Below are 18928 nucleotides of genomic sequence, written 5' to 3'. Positions count from 1 at the left end.
CCGTGGGCGTGGGGGGGCGCCCGGCCCCACCCCTTGCCCCCCCCGCCGCCAAATTGGGGCGGTTGGGGGGGGCCCCCGCCGCCGGAACCCGCCCCCGGCCGGGCCGACCTTCGCCAGCACGCCGCAGCCCACCCCGCAATAGGGGCAGGTGGTCCTCACCTCGCGCGCTTCGTCGATCTCCATGGGTTCAGGCCGCGCGGCTGGCCAGCGCTTCCAGCGCAATGAACAGATGCTCGCCTTCGACCCGCACCGGAATGGTGCGCACCGCGCCCTCGTCGGCGCCGAGCGCCTTGCCCGTCTCCAGCGAAATCACCCAATTGTGCAAGGGACAGGTCACTGCCGTGCCATGCACGATGCCCTGGCTGAGCGGTCCGCCCTTGTGCGGACAATGGTCGTCGATGGCGTAGACCTGATCGTCGGCGGTGCGGAAGACCGCGATCTTCCCCTCGGGCGTGGCGACGCAGCGCGCGCCACGGCGCGGGATGTCGGAAATGGAGCCAATGGCGATCCAGTTCATCATGATCACTCCGCCGCCTGCGCAAAGCCGACCGAGGCCATCGGCCGGAATTCGTGCTTGTCCTTGCCGGATACGCGTTCCGACCATGGATCGACCTGGGCGAATTTCTGGCTGAAGACGAAGCGGTCGTAATAGGCCTTGCGCTTCTCCCCATCGTCCATGATCTGGCGCTTGATCTCGGGGATGCCGACGCGCTTGGCCCATTTGTAGATGCGCTCCAGATAGCGGCCCTGCTCGCGGTACATCTGCGTCAGCGCCACGATGTGCTCCAGCGCCTCGTCCTCGGTCCTGACCAGTCCGAGCACTTCGGTGCCCTTGATGTCGAGACCGGCAGCACCGGCAAAATGGATCTCGTAGCCACTGTCGACGCAGATGACGCCGACATCCTTGCAGGTCGCCTCGGCGCAGTTTCGAGGACAGCCCGACACCGCCATCTTGACCTTGGCCGGGGTCCACGAGCCCCACATGAATTTCTCGATGCGGACACCAAACCCCGTCGAATCCCGCGTGCCGAAGCGGCACCAGTCGGAGCCGACACAGGTCTTCACGGTGCGCAGGCCCTTGGCGTAGGCATGGCCGGAGACGAAGCCGGCCTGGCCGAGATCGGCCCAGACCGCCGGCAGGTCCTCCTTGCGGATGCCGAGCATATCGATGCGCTGGCCACCGGTAACCTTGACCATCGGGATCTCGAACTTGTCGACGACGTCGGCGATGGCGCGCAGTTCGGCGGCGTTTGTCACCCCGCCCCACATGCGCGGCACCACCGAATAGGTGCCGTCCTTCTGGATGTTGGCGTGGACGCGCTCGTTGATGAAGCGCGACTGGTAGTCGTCGGCATAGTCGTCCGGCCAGTCGCAGACGAGATAGTAGTTGAGCGCCGGCCGGCATTTGGCGCAACCGCAGGAGGTCGTCCATTCCAGCTCCTGCATGACCGCTGGAATGGTCTTGAGGCTCTTGGCCTTGATCAGCCGGCGCACCTCATCATGGCCGAGCGTCGTGCAGCCGCACATCGGCTGCACCGCCGCCGGATTGTATTTGTCGCCGATGGTCAGCACCATCAGCTTCTCGACCAGCCCGGTGCAGGAGCCGCAGGAGGCCGACGCCTTGGTGTGTGCCCTGACATCATCAAGCGAGGTCAGGCCCTTGGCCGTGATCGCGCCGGTGATCTTTCCCTTGCAAACGCCGTTGCAGCCGCAGATTTCCGCATCATCCGGCAAGGCTGCAACGGCCGCCATAGGGTCCAGTGGGGCACCCCCCTGGTAGGACTGGCCGAAGATGAGCGTATCGCGCATCTCTGAAATATCGGTCTGTTTCTTCTTCAGATCGTTGAACCAGGCGCCGTCGGCCGTTTCGCCATAGAGCACGGTGCCGATGATGCGGTCGTCCTTCAGCACCAGGCGCTTGTAGACGCCGGCGGAGGCATCGCGCAGCACGATCTCCTGGCGGTCGTCGCCCTCGGCGAAGTCGCCGAGCGAGAACAATTCGATGCCGGTGACCTTGAGCTTGGTCGGCGTGTCCGAATGGACGAAGGCCGCGGCCTCGTCGCCGGCAAGCTGGCTGGCGGTGACGCGTGCCATCTCGTAGAGAGGGGCGACCAGCCCGTAGACCTGGCCGTTGACTTCGGCGCACTCGCCGAGCGCGTAGATGTCGGGGTCGTTGCTGCGCATGCCGGCATCGACGACGATGCCGCGATTGACGGCAATGCCGGCCTCCTTGGCCAGCGCCGCGTTCGGCCTGATGCCGACCGCCATCACCACCAGGGTCGCCGGGATGATGGTGCCGTCGGCAAGCTCAATCTGCTCGACCTTGCCGTTGCCGGTGATGGCCTGCGTGTTGGCCTTGGTGATGACCTTGATACCGCGCTGCTCGACGGCGCGCTGCAGGAGATAACCGGCGGCCGGATCGAGCTGGCGCTCCATCAATGTCGGCATGACATGCAGCACGGTGACGTCCATGCCTTGCGCATTCAGCCCGGCTGCCGCCTCCAGGCCGAGCAGACCGCCGCCGATGACCACGGCCTTGGCCCGCGATTGGGCGGCAAGCATCATCGCCCGGACGTCGTCCAGATCGCGATAGGTGAGCACGCCGGGCAGATTGTGGCCGGGCACCGGGATGATGAACGGCACCGAGCCGGTGGCGATGACGAGCTTGTCATAGGGCTCGGTAACGCCATGATCGGAGGTGACGGTCTTGGCTTCCCGGTCGATGGCAACGATCTTGTGGCCCTTGTAGAGGGTGATGTTGTTGGCGATGTACCAGCCATCGCCGTGGATGATGATTTCCTCATAGGCCTTCTCGCCCGACAGAACGGGCGACAGCATGATGCGGTCGTAATTGACGCGCGGCTCGGCGTTGAAGATGGTGACTTGGTAGCGGCCGGGAGCCTTTTCCAAGAGATGCTCAAGCATGCGCCCAGGAGCCATGCCGTTGCCGATGATGACGAGTTTTTCGGTCATATTCCTGATCCGCTCCGGTGTCACTCAGCCGCGTATGAAAGGGCTGGGGCTTCGGAAGATGCCGCGCGCTCCATCCGCCGAATGCTGAACTGCATCCAGGCAAAGCAAGCGACGACGATGACAAAGAGCAGCATGAAGCAGCTCGACCAGACGCCCGTGAGGTCGTTGAGCGCGCCGAAGGCAATCGGCAGGACGAAACCGCCGAGCCCGCCGATCATGCCGACGACGCCGCCGACCGCGCCAACGCTGCCTGGATAGTAGGCCGGTATGTGCTTATAGACGGCAGCCTTGCCGAGGCTCATGAAGAAGCCGAGCACGCTGGCGACCGCGATGAAAGCCACCGGCCCGATGGCGAAGTGGAAAGCGATCGGCCCGGTAATGCCGTGCACGATATAATCGGTGGGTGGCAGCGACAGGATCAGCGTGGCGACGGACGACACCGCGAAGGTCCAATAGAGCACGGTGCGAGCACCGATCCGATCGGAAAGCACGCCGCCATAGGCACGGAAGACACTCGCCGGGATCGAATAGGCTGCGCCGATCATACCGGCGGTCGCGATGCCGAAACCGTAAACACCGATCAGGTAGCGCGGCAACCACAGCGACAGCGCCACGAACGCGCCAAAGGCGAAGAAGTAGTAGAAGGCGAAGCGCCAGACCTGCACGTTCTTCAGCGGCGCGAATTCCTGCCAGAAGCTTCTCGCCGGTGCCGCCTTGCCGGCGCGGCGCTCGCGGATGACCGGATCGTCGCCGGTGGTGAACCAGAAGACGGCAGCCATGACGACGAGTGCTGCCGCCCAGATCAGCGCGACCGACTGCCAGCCCCAGGACAGAAGCACGAACGGCGCAAGGAACTTGGTGACTGCGGCCCCGACATTGCCGACACCGAAGATGCCGAGCGCCGTGCCTTGCTTGCCGGCGGGGAAGAAGCGCGAGACATAGGCGACGCCGACGGCAAAGGAGCCACCGGCGAGCCCGACGCCGAGCGCGGCGATCAGCATCTGCCCGTAGGTGTGCGCAAAAGCCAGCAGGAAGGTCGCGACCGCGGCCGCAAGCATGGTCGCGGTGTAGACCAGCCGTCCGCCAAAGCGGTCGGTCCAGATACCGAGCAGCATGCGTACGAGCGAGCCGGTGAGAATTGGCGTGCCGACGAGCAGGCCGAATTGCGTCTCGTTCAGCCCAAGCTCCGTCTTTATGCGGATGCCGATGATTGAAAAGATCGTCCACACCGCGAAGCAGACGGTGAAGGCGATGGTGGACATCATGAGCGCCTGCCGGGAAGCATTGTCCTGGCTCGGCGCGGCTGGGAGATTTGCGGTCATTATTGGGCTCCGGTTTGCGGCATGGGAGGCACCGCCCTTGTCTGTTCGTTCGCGACTGTCAGCGGCGCGGCATCGGCGAACTGGTTGAAATCGACGTTTGCGCGGTCACTTCGAGGCCCTTGCCGTCAGTCTTGGCGCCTGCGGGAAAGAGGATGAGCGCAGCGGTGAACAGCGCCGCCGTCAGCGCGCTACTGGCCAGAAAATCGCGGCGCGTGAAGTCCGCGAGGGACGCGCCAGTTCCGATCCGTTTCGTCATCGTCGTCTCCGGTTGGGCGCTGCTTGGACCAGCGCCGTCGATTGCGTGTTCGGTCAAAACAAAAAAGCTGCCGGCCAGGCCGCCGCGTCCGTCTATCCGGAATCGCGTATTGACCTGAGCAGCAGCTTTGCTTGTGGCGCCCGCCATTGGACGCCGTGTCACTTGGCCCTTGCGGGCCTACATTCTGAAACGCAGGAAACGTGCCAATTCGACAGCGCTCTGAATTATCGAGTGAAATCAATGAGAACCGCAGCCGCGCGACTTTTGACCAAGCCCGGCAGCGGATCAAAGATTAGTCAGAATGCCTTGCAGGGCAGCATAATATTTGTGCAATGCGGTATGTTGCCCATTGCCGATGCGGATTGCTTTTCGGCCATGGCTTACTCCGCTGCTTCGACGAAGCGGTGGCGTTCGTAGAGGAACTTCAGCACCGCCTCCCGGCAGCGCAGGAAGGTGCGGTCGGAAGAGAGTTCGACGCGGCGGCGCGGCCGGGCAAGCGGCACGGCAAGCACCTCGCCAATGGTCGCCGCCGGGCCGTTGGTCATCATGACGATACGGTCGGAGAGCAGCACCGCCTCGTCGACATCATGGGTAATCATGATCGTCGTCGAGCCGAGCCTGGAATGGATGTCCATCACCGCGTCCTGCAGATGGGCGCGCGTGAGCGCGTCTAGCGCGCCGAACGGCTCGTCGAGCAGCAGGATCTTCGGCTCCATGGCCAGCGCCCGGGCAATGCCGACGCGCTGCTTCATGCCGCCGGAGATTTCCGCCGGGCGCTTGTCCTTGGCATGCGCCATCTGCACGAGGTCGAGATTGCGCATGATCCAGTCATGCCGCTCGGCCTTGCTTTTCGAGCGACCGAAGACCTTCGACACGGCGAGGTTGATGTTTTCGTAGACGGTCAGCCACGGCAGCAGCGAGTGGTTCTGGAACACCACGGCGCGTTCGGGTCCGGGGCTGTCGACCTCCTTGTCCTCGAGCAGCACGGCGCCGGCGGACACCTTGGTCAGCCCGGCGATCAGGTTCAGCAAGGTCGACTTGCCGCAGCCGGAATGGCCGATGATGGAGACGAATTCACCCTTGTCTATGGTCAGCCGGATGTCCTTCAACACCTCGCTGACCTGGTTGCCGCGGGCGAAGGACTTGTCGATATGGTCCAGTTTCAGATAGGCCGTCATCGCCCCTCTCCTCACTTTGCCGTTGCGCCGCGGGTGACGAAGGCGCCGACCGCCGCGACCAAACGGTCGAGGCAGAAGCCGGTGACGCCGATATAGGCGAGCGCGACGATGATGTCGGGCAGCCGCGACGAGTTCCACGCGTCCCAGATGAAGAAGCCGATGCCGACGCCGCCGGTCAGCATTTCGGCGGCGACGATGGCGAGCCAGGAAAGGCCGATGCCGATCCTCAAGCCGGTGAAGATGTACGGCGCGGCGGCCGGCACCATGATTTTCACGAAGAACTCGAACTGGTTGAGCCGCAGGATGCGCGAGACGTTGCGGTAGTCCTCGGGGATGTTGCGCACGCCGACGGCGGTGTTGATGATGATCGGCCAGATCGAGGTGATGAAGATGACGAAGATCGCCGACGGGCTGGAATCGCGAAACGCGGCCAGCGACAGCGGCAGCCAAGCCAGCGGCGGCACCGTGCGCAGGATCTGGAACACCGGGTCGAGACCGCGCATCGCCCAGATCGACTGGCCGACCAGCGCGCCGAGCGCCACGCCGACGATTGCCGCCAGGCCGAAGCCGATGGCAACGCGCTGCAGCGAGATCAGCACGCGCCAGGCGAGCCCGATATCCTGCGGGCCATTGTCGAAGAACGGATGCGCGATCAAATCGTAGGCCTCGTTCCACACCTGGCTCGGCGGCGGCAGGCTTGACGTCGGCGACGAGCAGGCGATCTGCCAGACGACCAGCATGAGGGCGATGACGATGGCCGGCGGCACCAGCGCACTGGCCAGTTTGCCAGCGATGGCGAGCAGATCGAAGCGGCGCCGCGCCTTGGCGGTGAACGCGATGACCGCCGCCGGTTTCGCGGGGAACGCCTTCACCTTTGTGTCCTCGATAGTCTGGATCGACATGTCCGGGAAAAACTCCGTGGTCGGGATTTGCGACAAGCGGCGCGAGCGCTGCTTGCGTGCGACAACGGCGCGAGAGGCGCCGTTGCACTTTGGGTCGACAAACGGCGCATTGCGCCGTTTGCGACGGTCAAGCCGAAGCCTTTATCTTCAGGCTGTCGAGATAGGCGGATGGGTTGGCCGGATCGAAGACCTTGCCGTCGAAGAAGGTCTCGACGCCGCGCGACGGCGACGCCGGGATGTCGGCTGCCGCGACGCCAAGGTCCTTGGCCGCCTCGCGCCATAGATCCTCGCGGTTGACCTGGTCGACCAGCGCCTTGATGTCGGTGGTCGGCGCGAATTTGCCCCAACGGATGTTCTCGGCGAGGAACCACGAATCGTGGCTCTTGAACGGATAGGAGACGCCGCCTTTCCAGAATTTCATGTAGAGATCGGTGCCGTTGGCGACGCGGCCGTTGCCGTAATCGATGTCGCCCTTGAGGCGGCCGATGATGTCGGCGACGGGCACGTTCATCCATTGCCGCTTGCCGATGATGGCGGCCATCTCGTCCTTGTTCTCGCTGGCCTCGCACCATTGCTGGGCCTCCATCACGGCCATCAGGATCGCCTTGGTGGCGTTGGGGTATTTGTCGATGAATTCGGCGCGCAGGCCGAGCGCCTTTTCCGGATGCCCCTTCCACAATTCACCTGTCGTGGCGGCGGTGAAGCCGACGCCCTGGTGGACAAGCTGCTCGTTCCATGGCTCGCCGACGCAGAACACGTCCATGTTGCCGACCTTCATGTTGGCCACCATCTGCGGCGGCGGCACGACGATGGTCGAAACGTCCTTGTCGGGATCGATGCCGCCGGCGGCCAGCCAGTAGCGCAGCCACAAATCATGCGTACCGCCCGGGAAGGTCATGGCGGCCTTGATCTCCTTGCCGGCCGCCTTCTTGGCGGCGAAGACGTCCTTCAGCTTCGAGGCATCGAGGCCGACACCGGTGCCGGCATATTCCTGAGCGACCGAAATGCCCTGGCAGTCGTAGTTAAGCCGCGCCACGATCGCCATCGGCATCGGCTGGTTGTTCTGCGTCACCTTGCCGGTGTGCATGAGGTAAGGCAGCGGCGTCAGGATGTGCGCGCCGTCGATGCCGTTGGCCGCACCGCCGAGCATCAGATTGTCGCGCGTCGCGCCCCAGGAGGCCTGTTTGAGCACCTCGACATCGGGCATGCCGAACTTGGCGAACAACCCTTTCTCCTTGGCGATCATCAGCGGAGCCGCATCGGTCAGCGCGATGAAGCCGAGTTTGGCGCCGGTGACTTCCGGAGCGGCCGTTGCGGCATAGGCGCCGGAGGGCAGCAGCGCGCGCGCGGCCGCCAGGGTTGCTGCGGTGGCAGCACTTGCCATCAGGAAATTGCGGCGAGTCATTCCCTCGATAGGGGCTTCAGTCTTGATGCGTTTCGTCATCATCGTCTCCCGTTGGGCACTGCTTGGGATCAGCGCCGTCGATTGCGTGTTCGATCAAAACAAAAAAGCCGCCGGCCAGGCCGCGCGCGTCCGTACATCCGGGATCGCGTGTTGACCTGAGCGGCAGCTTTGCCTGTAGCGCCCGCCATTGGACGCCTGTTCCGTGACCCTGAGAAGAGTCTGCTTATTGCAAAGCAGGAACCATGCCAGTTTCGGGCTGGATGACAAACGTCAATGAGATCAACGAGATGCCACAATCATCGGCGATCCGGCTCGCCGGGCAAGCAAGCCAAAGATTGTTCATTAGCGCAGGTGCACGCACAACTTTTGTGCAATGCACAAGAATGGCGCGGAAATGATCAGGCTTGGATCTCGGCGGATTTCTGGCCGGCAATGTAGGCATCGATCTCGTCGGGATCGAAGATCTGACCGTCGAAGAACCCGTCCGGTCCGAGCACCAGGCCGGCCCCTGTCGCGCCGACCGCGGTCGCTGCCTTGAGCGCGCCCTCGACCTTCGAATTGGCGCCGGGAAGTGCGACGCCAAGCGGCTTCAGTGCAGAACGATAAAGGTCCGGCCGGTAGCAGTTGCGGGCGATGGCGAGATTTTCCGGCGTGTGCGCCACATGCCCCCAGCGCACCATCTGCGTGTAGAACCACAGCGCATGGCTCTTCCAGGGAAAATTCGCCGCCTTTTCGAAGGGCAGGAAGAAGTCGTCGATGGTCCGATCGGCCCCGCCGCCCAATTGGAGATGGCCGGTCAGGATCGGCATCTGGACGGCTGGCGGAAGGCCGAGGAAGCCGGGCTGCGCCATCACGGCGGCCAATTCGCCATGATTGGCTGGGTCCTGACACCAGCGCGCCGAATGATGGAGCGCGCGCAGCAATGCCGCCAGTGCCTCCGGGTTTTCATCAGCCCACGCCTTGCGCACGCCGATCACCTTCTCCGGGCTGTTCCTCCACAGCAGCGCCTTGACGGTGACGATATGGCCCGTGCCGGCGGCCACCGAGGCGCTGTTCCAGGGTTCGCCGACGCAATAGCCGTCGATCCGCCCAGCGGCCAGCGCGTCGGCCATGAAGGGCGGCGGCACGATTACGATCTCTATCTGCCGCTCTGGATCGATGCCGCAGGCGGCGAGCCAGTAGCGCAGTTCGTAATTGTGCCCGGAATGTGGATGCACCACCGCGAAGCGCAACGGGTCGTAACCGGCCATAGCACGCTCGCGGATGAGCGCGCCAAGTGCCGCACCGGCGCACGCCGGGTCGAGATCGGGTTCGGCGCCATGCCCCGCCATGCCGGCCCAGACGGCGTTGGAGATGGTGACGCAATTGCCGCCGAGCCCGAGCGAAAACGGCACTATGGTCTCCGAAGCGAGCGGCGTCAGCCCGAGATTGCAGGCGAGCGGCATCGGTCCCAGCATATGGGCGAGATGGAAATGGCCGATGGCGATGCGGTCGCGGATGTTGGCCCAGGACGTCTCGCGGTGCAGCGTGAGGTCGATGCCTTCGCGCGCGGCAAAGCCAAGTTCGCCGGCCGCGACCAGCACGGCGCTGTCGAAAAGCGGCATGAAGCCGGCGGTGATCTGGTGCTCGGCGCCCATGCTCATTCGTCCTCCGCCGGTCCCAGCAGCCCGGCGGCGGTCACCAGGCTCTGGGCGATGTCGCTGATCTTGCGGTTCTGGTTCATTGCCGTCTTGCGCAGCAGCGTGTAGGCGGCCTCTTCGGAGAGGCCGCGCGATTTCATCAGGATGCCCTTGGCGCGGTCGATCACCTTGCGGCTCTCGAGCTCGCCGCGAACCTCTTCCAGTTCGCGCGCCATGCGCGAAAAAGCGTTGAAACGGCTGACGGCCATGTCGAGGATCGGCTTGACGCGCTCTTGCCTGAGCCCGTCGACGACATAGGCCGAAACGCCGGCATCGACCGCCGCCTCGATCGAGGCCTGGTCGGAACGGTCGACGAACATGGCGATCGGCCGCTTCACCGCGCGCGACAGCTGGAACATATTTTCCAGCATGTCGCGGTTCGGGTTTTCGAGATCGATGACGATGACATCGGGCTCGATCTCGGCGATCCGCCGTGCAATGCCGGTCACGTCGTGGATGACGGTGACCCGCTCATGGCCGGCCTCGCGCAAACCCGCCTCGATGATCGCGGCGCGGATGCGGTTTTCGTCGATCACCAGGACGGCGAGAGAAGTTCGGACCATGCCTGCATTGTGACCAAGCGAGGGAATTGTGCAATGCGGTATGATCGAACAATCCCGACATTCGCTGAGCGCGGCGATTGCTGCCTGCCGGCGCGCACAGCGGCGATCGCCACCGCCAGGCCGAAGCAGGTCGTCGTCGACCTCGGCGCCCGCGCCTTCCGTTTTGGCGAGCGGGACACGCCCACTATCGCCCCTTGCGGACAGGAACTCCAAAATCGTCCACGAAAACGATTGCCCTGGTCCATCCTGAGCTTTCCAAGTTCAGAGGGGTTCGAGTCCCTGACTTAATTGAGCTTTTTGTGGGCAGAAATCAGAAATCTTCCCGTATCGTTCCGTATGATTTCCGCGACCGCCTCGTCCAGTCGAATTTCACTTAGCCTATACGCGCCCAAGAAAAGCCTGAACTGAAAGTCAGGGACCGCGCCCAGAAACGGACAGCTTTTGATCTGCCCCAGCCAATGGCGAAAAATCGAACTTGGCCAGCACCCCAGCTATCCTGGCAAAGCTGACAAATGCCTGTCGCGCCTGTTCGGTTGTCATCTGCCCGGCAATCGCGGCGTTGCAGCTTCTCACCGCGCAACTGTATACCGGTCCGCGACGGGCCTTCGGCCATTGATTCAAGAATACGAGCGCCTCCCGAACAGAGTTGATGTCGTTTATCGCGTCACTGGTCTTAACCTGCACCGGGGCAAGGAAAGCCAGACTGTTCATTGTTGCCTCCCTGTGATTGTAAGGGTTGATTCAGCTTCCCATGATGCGGCTCTTTCGTTTGAGGCTATCGGACGTCATTTGACCATCCTCGCTGTCCTGCGAGGGCCGGGGCTCGCCCCGGCCCTCCTTCGCGACCGTTAGTTGGTGCCGTTGATCGCAATGCGCTTGGCGCTTGCCTGCGCCTTTTCGGACTTCGGCAGCGTTACGGTGAGCACCCCGTTCTTGAACGTCGCTGCCACCTTGTCCTCGTCGATCTCGCGGCCCATGCCAAAGCGCCGTTCAAAGCGTCCGTAATAGCGTTCGCTGAACTGGCGATCCTTGTCCTCGGTTTCGGATTTCTTCTCGCCGCGAAGCGTCAGGACGCCGTCTTCCAGCATGACCTCGATGTCTTTTTCCTCGAGGCCCGGCACTTCGGCTATCAGTCGAATTTCCTTGTCATTCTCCGAGAATTCGACGCTTGGCCAACTGCCGTTTCCAGGAGTCATCCGGCCGAACACCGAGGGGGTGTCAAATCCGCGTAAGACTTCATCGAAGAGCTTGTTAACGTCACGATGCAACGACATGAATGGATCCACGTCACCACCGCGGTAGACACTGGGGTGGTTGTTGCCCCGGTTCCAAGGCACCAAGTCACGTACACTCATTGTCTTTTCTCCTTTTCTTTTGTTTTTATGGGTCGTAGCCCACCCGTCGGGACGGGAGTGTTCGCGAAGGCCGATCGCCGAAGGTCAGGCGGCTACGTTGCCTTCAATCCGCTTCGACGCTGGCCCGTTGCCGGGTTCGGTATTGATGGCGATGCGGCGCGGCTTCATCTCCTCGGGAATTTCCTTCTTGAGGTCGATGATCAGCAGACCGTTTTCGAGCCTGGCTCCGACAACGCTCACATGATCGGCCAATTCGAAACGGCGGAAGAACGGCCTCAGTGCCAAGCCATGATGGAGGTACTGAACCTCCTCGTTCTCCGCCTTGGTGCCCTCGATCACGAGCATATTTGGCTCATGCGTGATCGTAAGCTCGTCTTCACCGAAACCTGCGACCGCAACGACAATGCGGTAGGTATCCTCACCGAGCTTGGCGATATCGTAAGGCGGCCAGTTATCCGCATTCTGTGAAGGGCTGGCGTTTTCGAGCAGGTTGAAAATACGGTCAAAGCCGATGCTCGACCGGTAGAAGGGTGAAAAGTCCAGGTTCGTTCTCATAACTACATCCTCCTTGGAGCAACATAGATACGAGGGAACGCCAAGAAGCTTGGCGCTCCCTGACACATCGGCCCCATAACGGCGACCGATCAAAAATAAGTTGGGAATCGATTTCCGCAGCGTCAAGGGGGGAAAGACTGCCGAGGCAGTTTCGCGGCCGTCTTCAAATATCTATTGGCAAGCGCTCCATCGAATACCCATGTGCTTCGCTGGTATTTCGAACGGAGGAAAAAAGATGACCATGACGCGCCAAGACGTTATCTCGGTCCTCGGGCCCGTGGACGACGCGACGATTGCCGAAATCATCACGTCCGGTGCCTCGCTCGAGGAATTGAGAGAGGCATGGGCATGGGCCTTTGGTGACGAGGCATGGATGAACCAAGGCCGGCCGCTGCCGGGAACACGGGTGGCAGCGCTAATCGACCTGATCGAGCCCGACGACGAAGGCGACCTAGCAGATCTGGCCCAGGGGGACCCGGGCAAATCATGAAGATGCCGCCGGCGGCTCACCATTCAGGCAGCAGCGTTTAATCGTTTGATCCGTTTGGCAAGTTCCTGCTGAAGGCAATCTATGGCAACGATAAGGAGGTTCGGCTTCCGCTCCCGTTGCCGCGATGTCGCACCGTTCCGCGGCGGTAAATTGCCGCCGCGGTGAATCCAGCGTCCCCCTCTTAAAGGAATTTAGCCATCACTTTCTAAAAGATAGTCTCCTTGGATCTTCGGCCCTGTCATCCATGGCGGCGCTGCGGGTACGGCCTCAATGACACCCACCCTATGTGCCCAAGTGGCAAAGGCCTTATGTGCCGCCTCGACAGACTTTCTGCCATCGTACGCAGAGTAGCATGCATCAGACGCCGCTGCGTGGAGAAGCCCGCGCCTTTCAACCGGCCATTCTTCCAGAAACTCTATCGCATCCATGGCACAGCCGATCTTTTGGATACCATAGCCGTCGTCTCTTACGAAAACCGGCTGTTTGAACGTCGCATTTTCCATTGGTGACCTCCCTTCAAACCGTGCGGCAACTGATCCTGCCTCACCGTGTGCGGCGACGATGTCAGTTCCCGGCATGCCGTCGAGCTTGGCAACGCCATGGCAGACCGGGACGGAAACGGGATTTTCAAAGAAAATCGCCTCCATGCGCTCCTTCCGCTTCTGTTCGATTCGACATCCGGCAACCGCACATAGGAAAAAGATTGGAAACACCTCTTTTCAGTTCAAGGGGAGTTTGGCGAAACGAACAGAAGACCTCCCGAAGCACCTTCGCACACATGCCGGGCTGCTTCGGGATCGCTGCTAGTGTCCTGATTCCGAAGTTTGAGCCATTTCGGTTTGGTGTTGTGCGACTTGAAGCGTAGCCAGACAGAAGCGCTTGATGGTGTTGAGGATATCGTCGGCCGACTTGGTCCATCTGAAGGGCTTTGGATCGGCATTGACAGCTTCGATGTAAGTTCTGATTGCCGCCTCCAACTCCTGTGTCGACCTGTGGACGCCGCGCCTGATCTGCTTTTCGGTCAGGTTTGCGAAGAAGCGTTCGACCTGGTTGAGCCATGAGGCGGCTGTCGGTGTGAAGTGAATATGCCAGCGGGAACGCTTGAGGAAGAAAGCGCGCACGGTGCTGGTCTTGTGGGTGGCGTAGTTGTCCATGACGATGTGGATATCGAGGTCAGCCGGGACATTGGCCTCGATCTCGCGCAGGAATTTCAGAAGCTCCTGCGCGCGGTGGCGCTTAAAGCAGCGGCCGATGATGGTGCCGGTGGCGGCATCGAGGGCAGCAAACAGGGAAAGGGTGCCGTGCCGCGTATAATCGTGGCTGCGCCGCTCGATCTGGCCGGGGCGCATCGGCAGCACCGGCTGCGTGCGATCCAGCGCTTGGATTTGGCTCTTCTCGTCGACGCACAGGACCAGCGCTCGCTCGGGCGGGACCAGATAGAGGCCGACAATGTCACGCACCCTTCTCCACAAACAGCGCATCCGATGATAGTTTGAAGCTCTCTGCGCGGTGCGGCTGAAGGCCGAAGGCCGTCCAGATGCGGTGGATGGCAACTCGCTTGCCAACGTGATCACCGGCAACACCGGCAACAACACCTTGGCAGGCCTGGGCGGCGCCGACACACTCATCGGTGACGCAGGCACCGACACGCCCAGCTATGCGGCGTCGGCGGCCGGTGTGAATGTCAGCCTGATGACCGGTGTGGCTCAAGGCGGCGATGCCGAAGGCGACACCTTCTCCAGCATCGAGGGCCCTCTGGGCTCTGCACAGAACGATACGCTCGAAGGCGATGGCGGCAACAACGTGCTGAATGGCGGCGCCGGCATCGATACGCTGAACGCATTCTGTGGCCAGCTTATGAGCCAAGTCGTCATCAAACGCTCTCCGGGCTGTACATATCGAACGGAAACGTGATCCTAAATACCCCGTTATCGGGACCTGCGTTCTTCGCTTTCACCAGAGTTGCAATAGTCTCTGATGCAAAACGCTCTATGGGGTGTGACAGGATCAGCGAAATCGTACCGTCTATCAAAGCAGCCCGCGTATCTTCAAAGAGTTCATAGCCTACGGTAACGAAGTCTTCCCGTTTTGGAGTAGCCCTGAGTGCGGCTATCGCACCTGTAACACCACCCCCTGAGATGAATAGTCCGCACATATCCGGATGGTCCGTCAGCAGCTTTTCGACATGTTCACGGGCAACCACGGCTGACTCGTAAGTTGGCAGCGGTTCGAGCAGCGTGAATCCCGAATTATGTTCACGGAAGTAAGAACGAAACCCGCTTTCGTTCATTTCCTGGTTTCGCAATCGGTGGCTGCCCAAAAGAATGCCTATTTTCCCCGGCTGTCTCACCATGCGGTCAAACGCCCAGGCAGCGGTGCGTCCTACTTTCCAATTATCGAGCCCCACAAAGCTGATGCCTCCCTTGGCCGTAAGGGGGCCGATAAGTGAAACGACCGGCACGCCGCTTTCAAGAACTGCGTCAATCGCGTCAGCAACGGCAGGATGCTGCGGCGCTACAATCGCAAGTGCTTCGCACCGCCCGCCGAGCGACTGAATATGTGCCGCGACTTTCTCCGGCGTGAGGTCTTCCATGTACTCGACCGTTAGATCGATATTGCAGGCAGGATAAGCTTCCGCAGCTTGCGCAATTGAATCGCCGAGTAGGCGATAGAAGCGTCTCTCCCGTCGCTGCAGCAAAACCCCGACACGGTGGATCACCTCTTGTGCCTTCGCCGCCTGCTTGATGGTGCCAAGTCCGTAGAAGCCGATTTCCTCAGCGGCTGCCAAAACGCGTGTGCGCGTATTGCTCCGGACCGATTCAGGCTCGGACAGTACACGATTGACCGTTGACACGGATACACCTGCGGCTTTTGCCAAGTCTGGAATGGTTGGTCTCTTCATGTCAAAAATTCCATTACTCTGGTTTCGGCATCTCAAAAAATATCATTCATACAAATTTTCGAAATGATTTGAGACGAATTTCTGAAGCGATAGTAATCCAGATTGACCTGAAAGATGTCAACGTAGCATTCATTGCGCGTTGACGGTGCTCAGCGATCTAGGAGCCGTCAGCGCTTTGGGGGGAGGCCCGGCGCACAATTTGGACGAGGAGGCTCAACGTCGTTGCGTTGAGATCGCGGACTTGCGCGTGCCTGCCGGGATCGGCCGCACGGCCAAAAAAGGCAAAAAGTATGTCGAGCCGCAGCCATGCGGCTTTAACCTGAGGAGGAATTCGACATGTCGTTCACCAAGAAAATAGCCACCGCAGCCATGGCATTCATGCTGGCATCCAGCGCTCATGCGGGTGACACGGATATCGCCGTCATCGTGGGCTCGGCCCAAGATGGCTTCTGGAACATGGTCAAGAAGGGCGTCGATGATGCTTCGCTGATGGTCAAGGCTAATGGCGGCACCGTCAATTTCATGCAGACCCAAAACTATGACAACTTCGGCCCGGACCTCGCTTCGCTAATCGAACAGGCTGTAGCCCAGGGTGCTAAAGGTATTGCTATCCCGAACTGGCTGCCAGAATCCGAAACCCCTGCCCTCAAGGCTGCGCGGGACAAGGGCGTGGTGATCATCTCCTTCAACGCTGGCCAGAGTGAGATGGATAATTACGGCTCGCTAAACTATTTCGGGTCGGACGAATATCTGGCAGGTGTTGAGGGTGGCAAGTATCTGGCTTCTCATGGTGCAAAGAAAATTCTCTGCCACATCCAGAACCCAGGTGCCGTAAATCTCGAGACCCGCTGCAAGGGCGTTCAAGACGGTGCGAAGAAGGCTGGCGCAGACACCTTCATCCTCCGTGTTCCTGCTAACCTTGACCAGGACATGAATGGTACCTCTGAAGCAATCAAATCCGAGCTGATCGCCGATCCGTCCATTGACGCCGTCATCACGCTCGCTGCATGGGCTGCAGATGCTGCCGCTAGCTCCATCGATCAGCAGAGCAAGATCGGCAAGATTCAGCTTGGTACCTTCGATATGTCCGCCTCGGTTCTGGATCGCATTTCGAAGGGCACCCAGACCTTCGCAATCGACCAGCAGCCTTATCTGCAGGGGTTCCTCGCAACCTCCATGCTGTTTGCAAACCTGAAGTTCGGCACTGCGGTTGCAACGAAGCCGGTTCTGACTGGTCCGGCGATTGTCGACAAGACCAATGTTGCTTCGGCAATCGACGGCGTCAAACTCGGCGCACGTTGAGGCTGGCCCGAGGCTGAGACCTGGCCGCTAACCTAGCCGGGTCTCATCCATGCTCCCTCTATGTAGCTTCGTCTGCGCTAACTGAGGATTTTGCTTCCATGACCACCACAAACCTAAGAACCAGCACCGTTGAAACACCCGCCATCGAGAGTGAATCGGCCATTTCATCCATTAAGGCCTTTTTTCGCACCCCCGCCGCTGGTGCTTTCATGGGTTTCGTGGCTGTATTCATCCTTTTTGCGATGTTCGGGTATAGCCGCAACTTTTTGTCCGTAGCTGGTGTAACTACGTGGGTGAACTTCGCGTCACTCATAGGAATGATTGCGATTCCGGTCGGGTTCCTCATGATTGCCGGTGAACTCGATATTTCAACCGGTGCTGTACTTCCCGCGTCCACGATGACAGTTGCGATTGTCTGCGAGCATTATCAGATGCCTGTGCTTGTCGGTGTAGCTGCAGCGCTTGCCATCGGTGCACTGATCGGCTTCATCAATGGATACATCGTAACTCACACGCGCGTGCCGTCGTTCATCGTGACATTGGCGACGCTCTTTGCAGTGGCAGGCATCACGCTCTACCTGTCGATCTTCTTCATCAACAACACCAATTCCTTCTATCACGCGCCAGATTGGGCAAAATCGCTCTTCGGCGGGAAGGTGTATGGCTTCAATTCTTCCGTCTTCTGGTGGGGTGGGCTTATCGCAGCATTCGTCTTCTTTCTGCATTACTCTCCGAAGGGAAGCTGGGTGTTCGCTCTTGGTGGAGACCAAGAAAGCGCGAGAAACGCAGGTATTCCTGTAACCAGGATGAAGATTGCACTCTTCATGCTGTGTTCCATATCGGCGGCCTTTGCTGGTGTCCTTCAGGTGATGACATTCAGCTCCGCAACGTCTCAGGCCAATTTTGGCCTAATCTTCAACACCATTATCGCCGTGGTCGTAGGTGGCGTTCTCCTCACGGGTGGTTTTGGTACTGTAATGGGCATTGTCTTCGGGGTGCTCACCCTTTCGATTGTTACCCAAGCTATTGGTTTCACAGAGATCGACAGAAACCTGTCCTTCCTAATTATCGGTGTCATGCTTTTGATCGCTGTCCTGCTCAACGACACGTTTCGTCATTTGGCCACCAGCTGGTCGACGTCCAAAAAGAAATAAGGAGAGCGACAATGTCCGATAAGAAACCCGTTCTCGAATTTCGAAACGTCGACAAATCGTTTGGCCATATTGATGTTCTGAACGATATCAGCCTCAAGGTCGGTGAAGGTGAAGTGCTCTGCCTGCTTGGCGACAACGGCGCGGGTAAGTCGACGCTCATCAAAACGCTGTCTGGTGTCTATCAGCCGACGCGTGGCGAAATTCTGATGGATGGTCAGCCCGCACTTTTCTCCAGTCCCCGTGAGGCTCAGGAACGCGGGATAGCTACAGTTCACCAATTCGGTGGGACATATCCTTTGATGTCCATAGGACGTAACTTTTTCATGGGTTCGGAGCCGACAAAGGGTTGGGGACCGTTCAAATATTTCGACCGCAAAACCGCCACCCGAGTGGCAGTTGCAGAGGTTCAGAAAATGGGGATCACACGCATCACCGACGGGGATCGCTTGGTCGGTGGCCTTTCCGGAGGGGAACGCCAGTCGCTCGCGATTGCCCGTGCTGTCTATTTCGGAGCCCGTGTTCTCATCCTTGACGAGCCGACGGCAGCCCTCGGCGTCAAGCAGGCTGCTCACGTACTGCGTATCATCAATGAAGCCAAGCGTCGTGGCCTCGCGGTCATTTTCATCACCCATCAGGTGATGCATGCCATGGCAGTGGGCGATCACTTCGCAGTGCTCATTCGGGGTGCAATTGCGGCTGACTTCCGCAAGGGGGAAAAGACACGCGAGCAGATCGCTGATCTGATGGCCGGTGGTGAATCCATGGCCAGTCTCGAAGCCTCACTTGAAGGGTATATGGAGACCCATGACGGTCTTCCGCCACCGCCCGCTCACTGACTGAATATTGGCATTGCCGCCAAGTAGTGGAATTTGTTGAATGGAAGCGGTTGAGC

Annotated in this window: 19 protein-coding genes and 2 pseudogenes; 5 read left to right on the top strand and 16 right to left on the bottom strand. The window is 60.4% G+C overall.

Annotated features, from left to right (window positions below; genetic code table 11):
- From NKH02_RS17550 to NKH02_RS17490, 13 genes and pseudogenes are all read right to left on the bottom strand, one after another.
- Nucleotides 1-183 (bottom strand): annotated as a pseudogene (locus NKH02_RS17550) (hypothetical protein); the annotation flags it as partial.
- A gap of 4 nt (nt 184-187) precedes the next feature.
- Nucleotides 188-517, bottom strand: coding sequence for a nitrite reductase small subunit NirD (gene nirD, locus NKH02_RS17545; protein ID WP_352606443.1), 330 nt, complete (start codon nt 515-517; stop codon nt 188-190).
- Between the two features lie 5 nt (nt 518-522).
- Complete coding sequence (gene nirB / locus NKH02_RS17540; RefSeq protein ID WP_352880291.1) at nt 523-2973, bottom strand: nitrite reductase large subunit NirB; 2451 nt, start codon at nt 2971-2973, stop codon at nt 523-525.
- A 20-nt stretch (nt 2974-2993) separates the two neighbouring features.
- On the bottom strand, nt 2994-4295 hold the full coding sequence (locus NKH02_RS17535) for an MFS transporter (RefSeq protein WP_352880289.1): 1302 nt from the start codon (nt 4293-4295) through the stop codon (nt 2994-2996).
- Between the two features lie 58 nt (nt 4296-4353).
- A complete protein-coding gene (locus NKH02_RS17530; RefSeq protein ID WP_352880287.1) occupies nt 4354-4698 on the bottom strand; it encodes a hypothetical protein in 345 nt (114 codons plus the stop codon).
- A 233-nt stretch (nt 4699-4931) separates the two neighbouring features.
- Nucleotides 4932-5729 carry an ABC transporter ATP-binding protein gene (locus tag NKH02_RS17525; protein ID WP_136620067.1) on the bottom strand — a complete coding sequence of 266 codons (798 nt, stop codon included), beginning with the start codon at nt 5727-5729 and terminating at the stop codon, nt 4932-4934.
- An 11-nt stretch (nt 5730-5740) separates the two neighbouring features.
- A complete protein-coding gene (gene ntrB / locus NKH02_RS17520; protein ID WP_352863491.1) occupies nt 5741-6631 on the bottom strand; it encodes a nitrate ABC transporter permease in 891 nt (296 codons plus the stop codon).
- 127 nt (nt 6632-6758) lie between these two features.
- Complete coding sequence (locus tag NKH02_RS17515; RefSeq protein ID WP_352880285.1) at nt 6759-8075, bottom strand: CmpA/NrtA family ABC transporter substrate-binding protein; 1317 nt, start codon at nt 8073-8075, stop codon at nt 6759-6761.
- Nucleotides 8076-8434: 359 nt separating this feature from the next.
- Nucleotides 8435-9673 (bottom strand): CmpA/NrtA family ABC transporter substrate-binding protein, encoded by a 1239-nt coding sequence (locus NKH02_RS17510; protein WP_352880302.1) that lies wholly within the window; start codon nt 9671-9673, stop codon nt 8435-8437.
- A 2-nt stretch (nt 9674-9675) separates the two neighbouring features.
- The gene (locus NKH02_RS17505) at nt 9676-10278 is read right to left on the bottom strand and encodes an ANTAR domain-containing response regulator (protein ID WP_352863495.1); all 603 of its coding nucleotides are present in this window, start codon (nt 10276-10278) and stop codon (nt 9676-9678) included.
- A gap of 411 nt (nt 10279-10689) precedes the next feature.
- Entirely contained in the window at nt 10690-10989 is a 300-nt protein-coding gene (locus tag NKH02_RS17500) for a DUF982 domain-containing protein (protein ID WP_352863497.1), read from the bottom strand.
- Nucleotides 10990-11126: 137 nt separating this feature from the next.
- Nucleotides 11127-11633 carry an Hsp20/alpha crystallin family protein gene (locus NKH02_RS17495; protein ID WP_352880283.1) on the bottom strand — a complete coding sequence of 169 codons (507 nt, stop codon included), beginning with the start codon at nt 11631-11633 and terminating at the stop codon, nt 11127-11129.
- An 84-nt stretch (nt 11634-11717) separates the two neighbouring features.
- A complete protein-coding gene (locus NKH02_RS17490) occupies nt 11718-12188 on the bottom strand; it encodes an Hsp20 family protein (RefSeq protein WP_352863952.1) in 471 nt (156 codons plus the stop codon).
- Between the two features lie 235 nt (nt 12189-12423).
- Here NKH02_RS17490 and NKH02_RS17485 point away from each other — a divergent pair, with 235 nt between their 5' ends.
- Nucleotides 12424-12678 carry a hypothetical protein gene (locus NKH02_RS17485; protein ID WP_352863501.1) on the top strand — a complete coding sequence of 85 codons (255 nt, stop codon included), beginning with the start codon at nt 12424-12426 and terminating at the stop codon, nt 12676-12678.
- 191 nt (nt 12679-12869) lie between these two features.
- Here NKH02_RS17485 and NKH02_RS17480 read toward each other — a convergent pair whose 3' ends face one another.
- Together NKH02_RS17480 and NKH02_RS17475 are read right to left on the bottom strand one after the other, a co-directional pair.
- Nucleotides 12870-13325 (bottom strand): DUF982 domain-containing protein, encoded by a 456-nt coding sequence (locus tag NKH02_RS17480; protein ID WP_352880281.1) that lies wholly within the window; start codon nt 13323-13325, stop codon nt 12870-12872.
- Between the two features lie 156 nt (nt 13326-13481).
- Nucleotides 13482-14226 (bottom strand): annotated as a pseudogene (locus tag NKH02_RS17475) (IS630 family transposase); the annotation flags it as partial.
- Here NKH02_RS17475 and NKH02_RS17470 point away from each other — a divergent pair.
- A complete protein-coding gene (locus NKH02_RS17470) occupies nt 14188-14592 on the top strand; it encodes a calcium-binding protein (protein ID WP_352880279.1) in 405 nt (134 codons plus the stop codon). The pseudogene NKH02_RS17475 and the gene NKH02_RS17470 sit on opposite strands and share 39 nt — an antisense overlap.
- Here the strand turns inward: NKH02_RS17470 and NKH02_RS17465 are convergent.
- Entirely contained in the window at nt 14552-15580 is a 1029-nt protein-coding gene (locus tag NKH02_RS17465; protein ID WP_352863507.1) for a LacI family DNA-binding transcriptional regulator, read from the bottom strand. The genes NKH02_RS17470 and NKH02_RS17465 overlap by 41 nt on opposite strands.
- A gap of 336 nt (nt 15581-15916) precedes the next feature.
- Here NKH02_RS17465 and NKH02_RS17460 point away from each other — a divergent pair, with 336 nt between their 5' ends.
- From NKH02_RS17460 to NKH02_RS17450, 3 genes are all read left to right on the top strand, one after another.
- Nucleotides 15917-16882: a substrate-binding domain-containing protein gene (locus NKH02_RS17460; RefSeq protein ID WP_352863508.1), complete on the top strand. Its 966-nt coding sequence runs from the start codon at nt 15917-15919 to the stop codon at nt 16880-16882.
- Nucleotides 16883-16980: 98 nt separating this feature from the next.
- Nucleotides 16981-18036: an ABC transporter permease gene (locus tag NKH02_RS17455; RefSeq protein WP_352863510.1), complete on the top strand. Its 1056-nt coding sequence runs from the start codon at nt 16981-16983 to the stop codon at nt 18034-18036.
- An 11-nt stretch (nt 18037-18047) separates the two neighbouring features.
- Nucleotides 18048-18872 (top strand): ATP-binding cassette domain-containing protein, encoded by an 825-nt coding sequence (locus tag NKH02_RS17450; RefSeq protein ID WP_352863512.1) that lies wholly within the window; start codon nt 18048-18050, stop codon nt 18870-18872.
- The last annotated feature ends 56 nt before the right edge of the window (nt 18873-18928 follow it).

It is taken from the genome of Mesorhizobium sp. M1396 (assembly GCF_040317725.1).
GTDB lineage: Bacteria > Pseudomonadota > Alphaproteobacteria > Rhizobiales > Rhizobiaceae > Mesorhizobium.
Note: the sequence above shows the minus strand (reverse complement) of the source record. Positions and strands in the feature narration are given on the sequence as shown.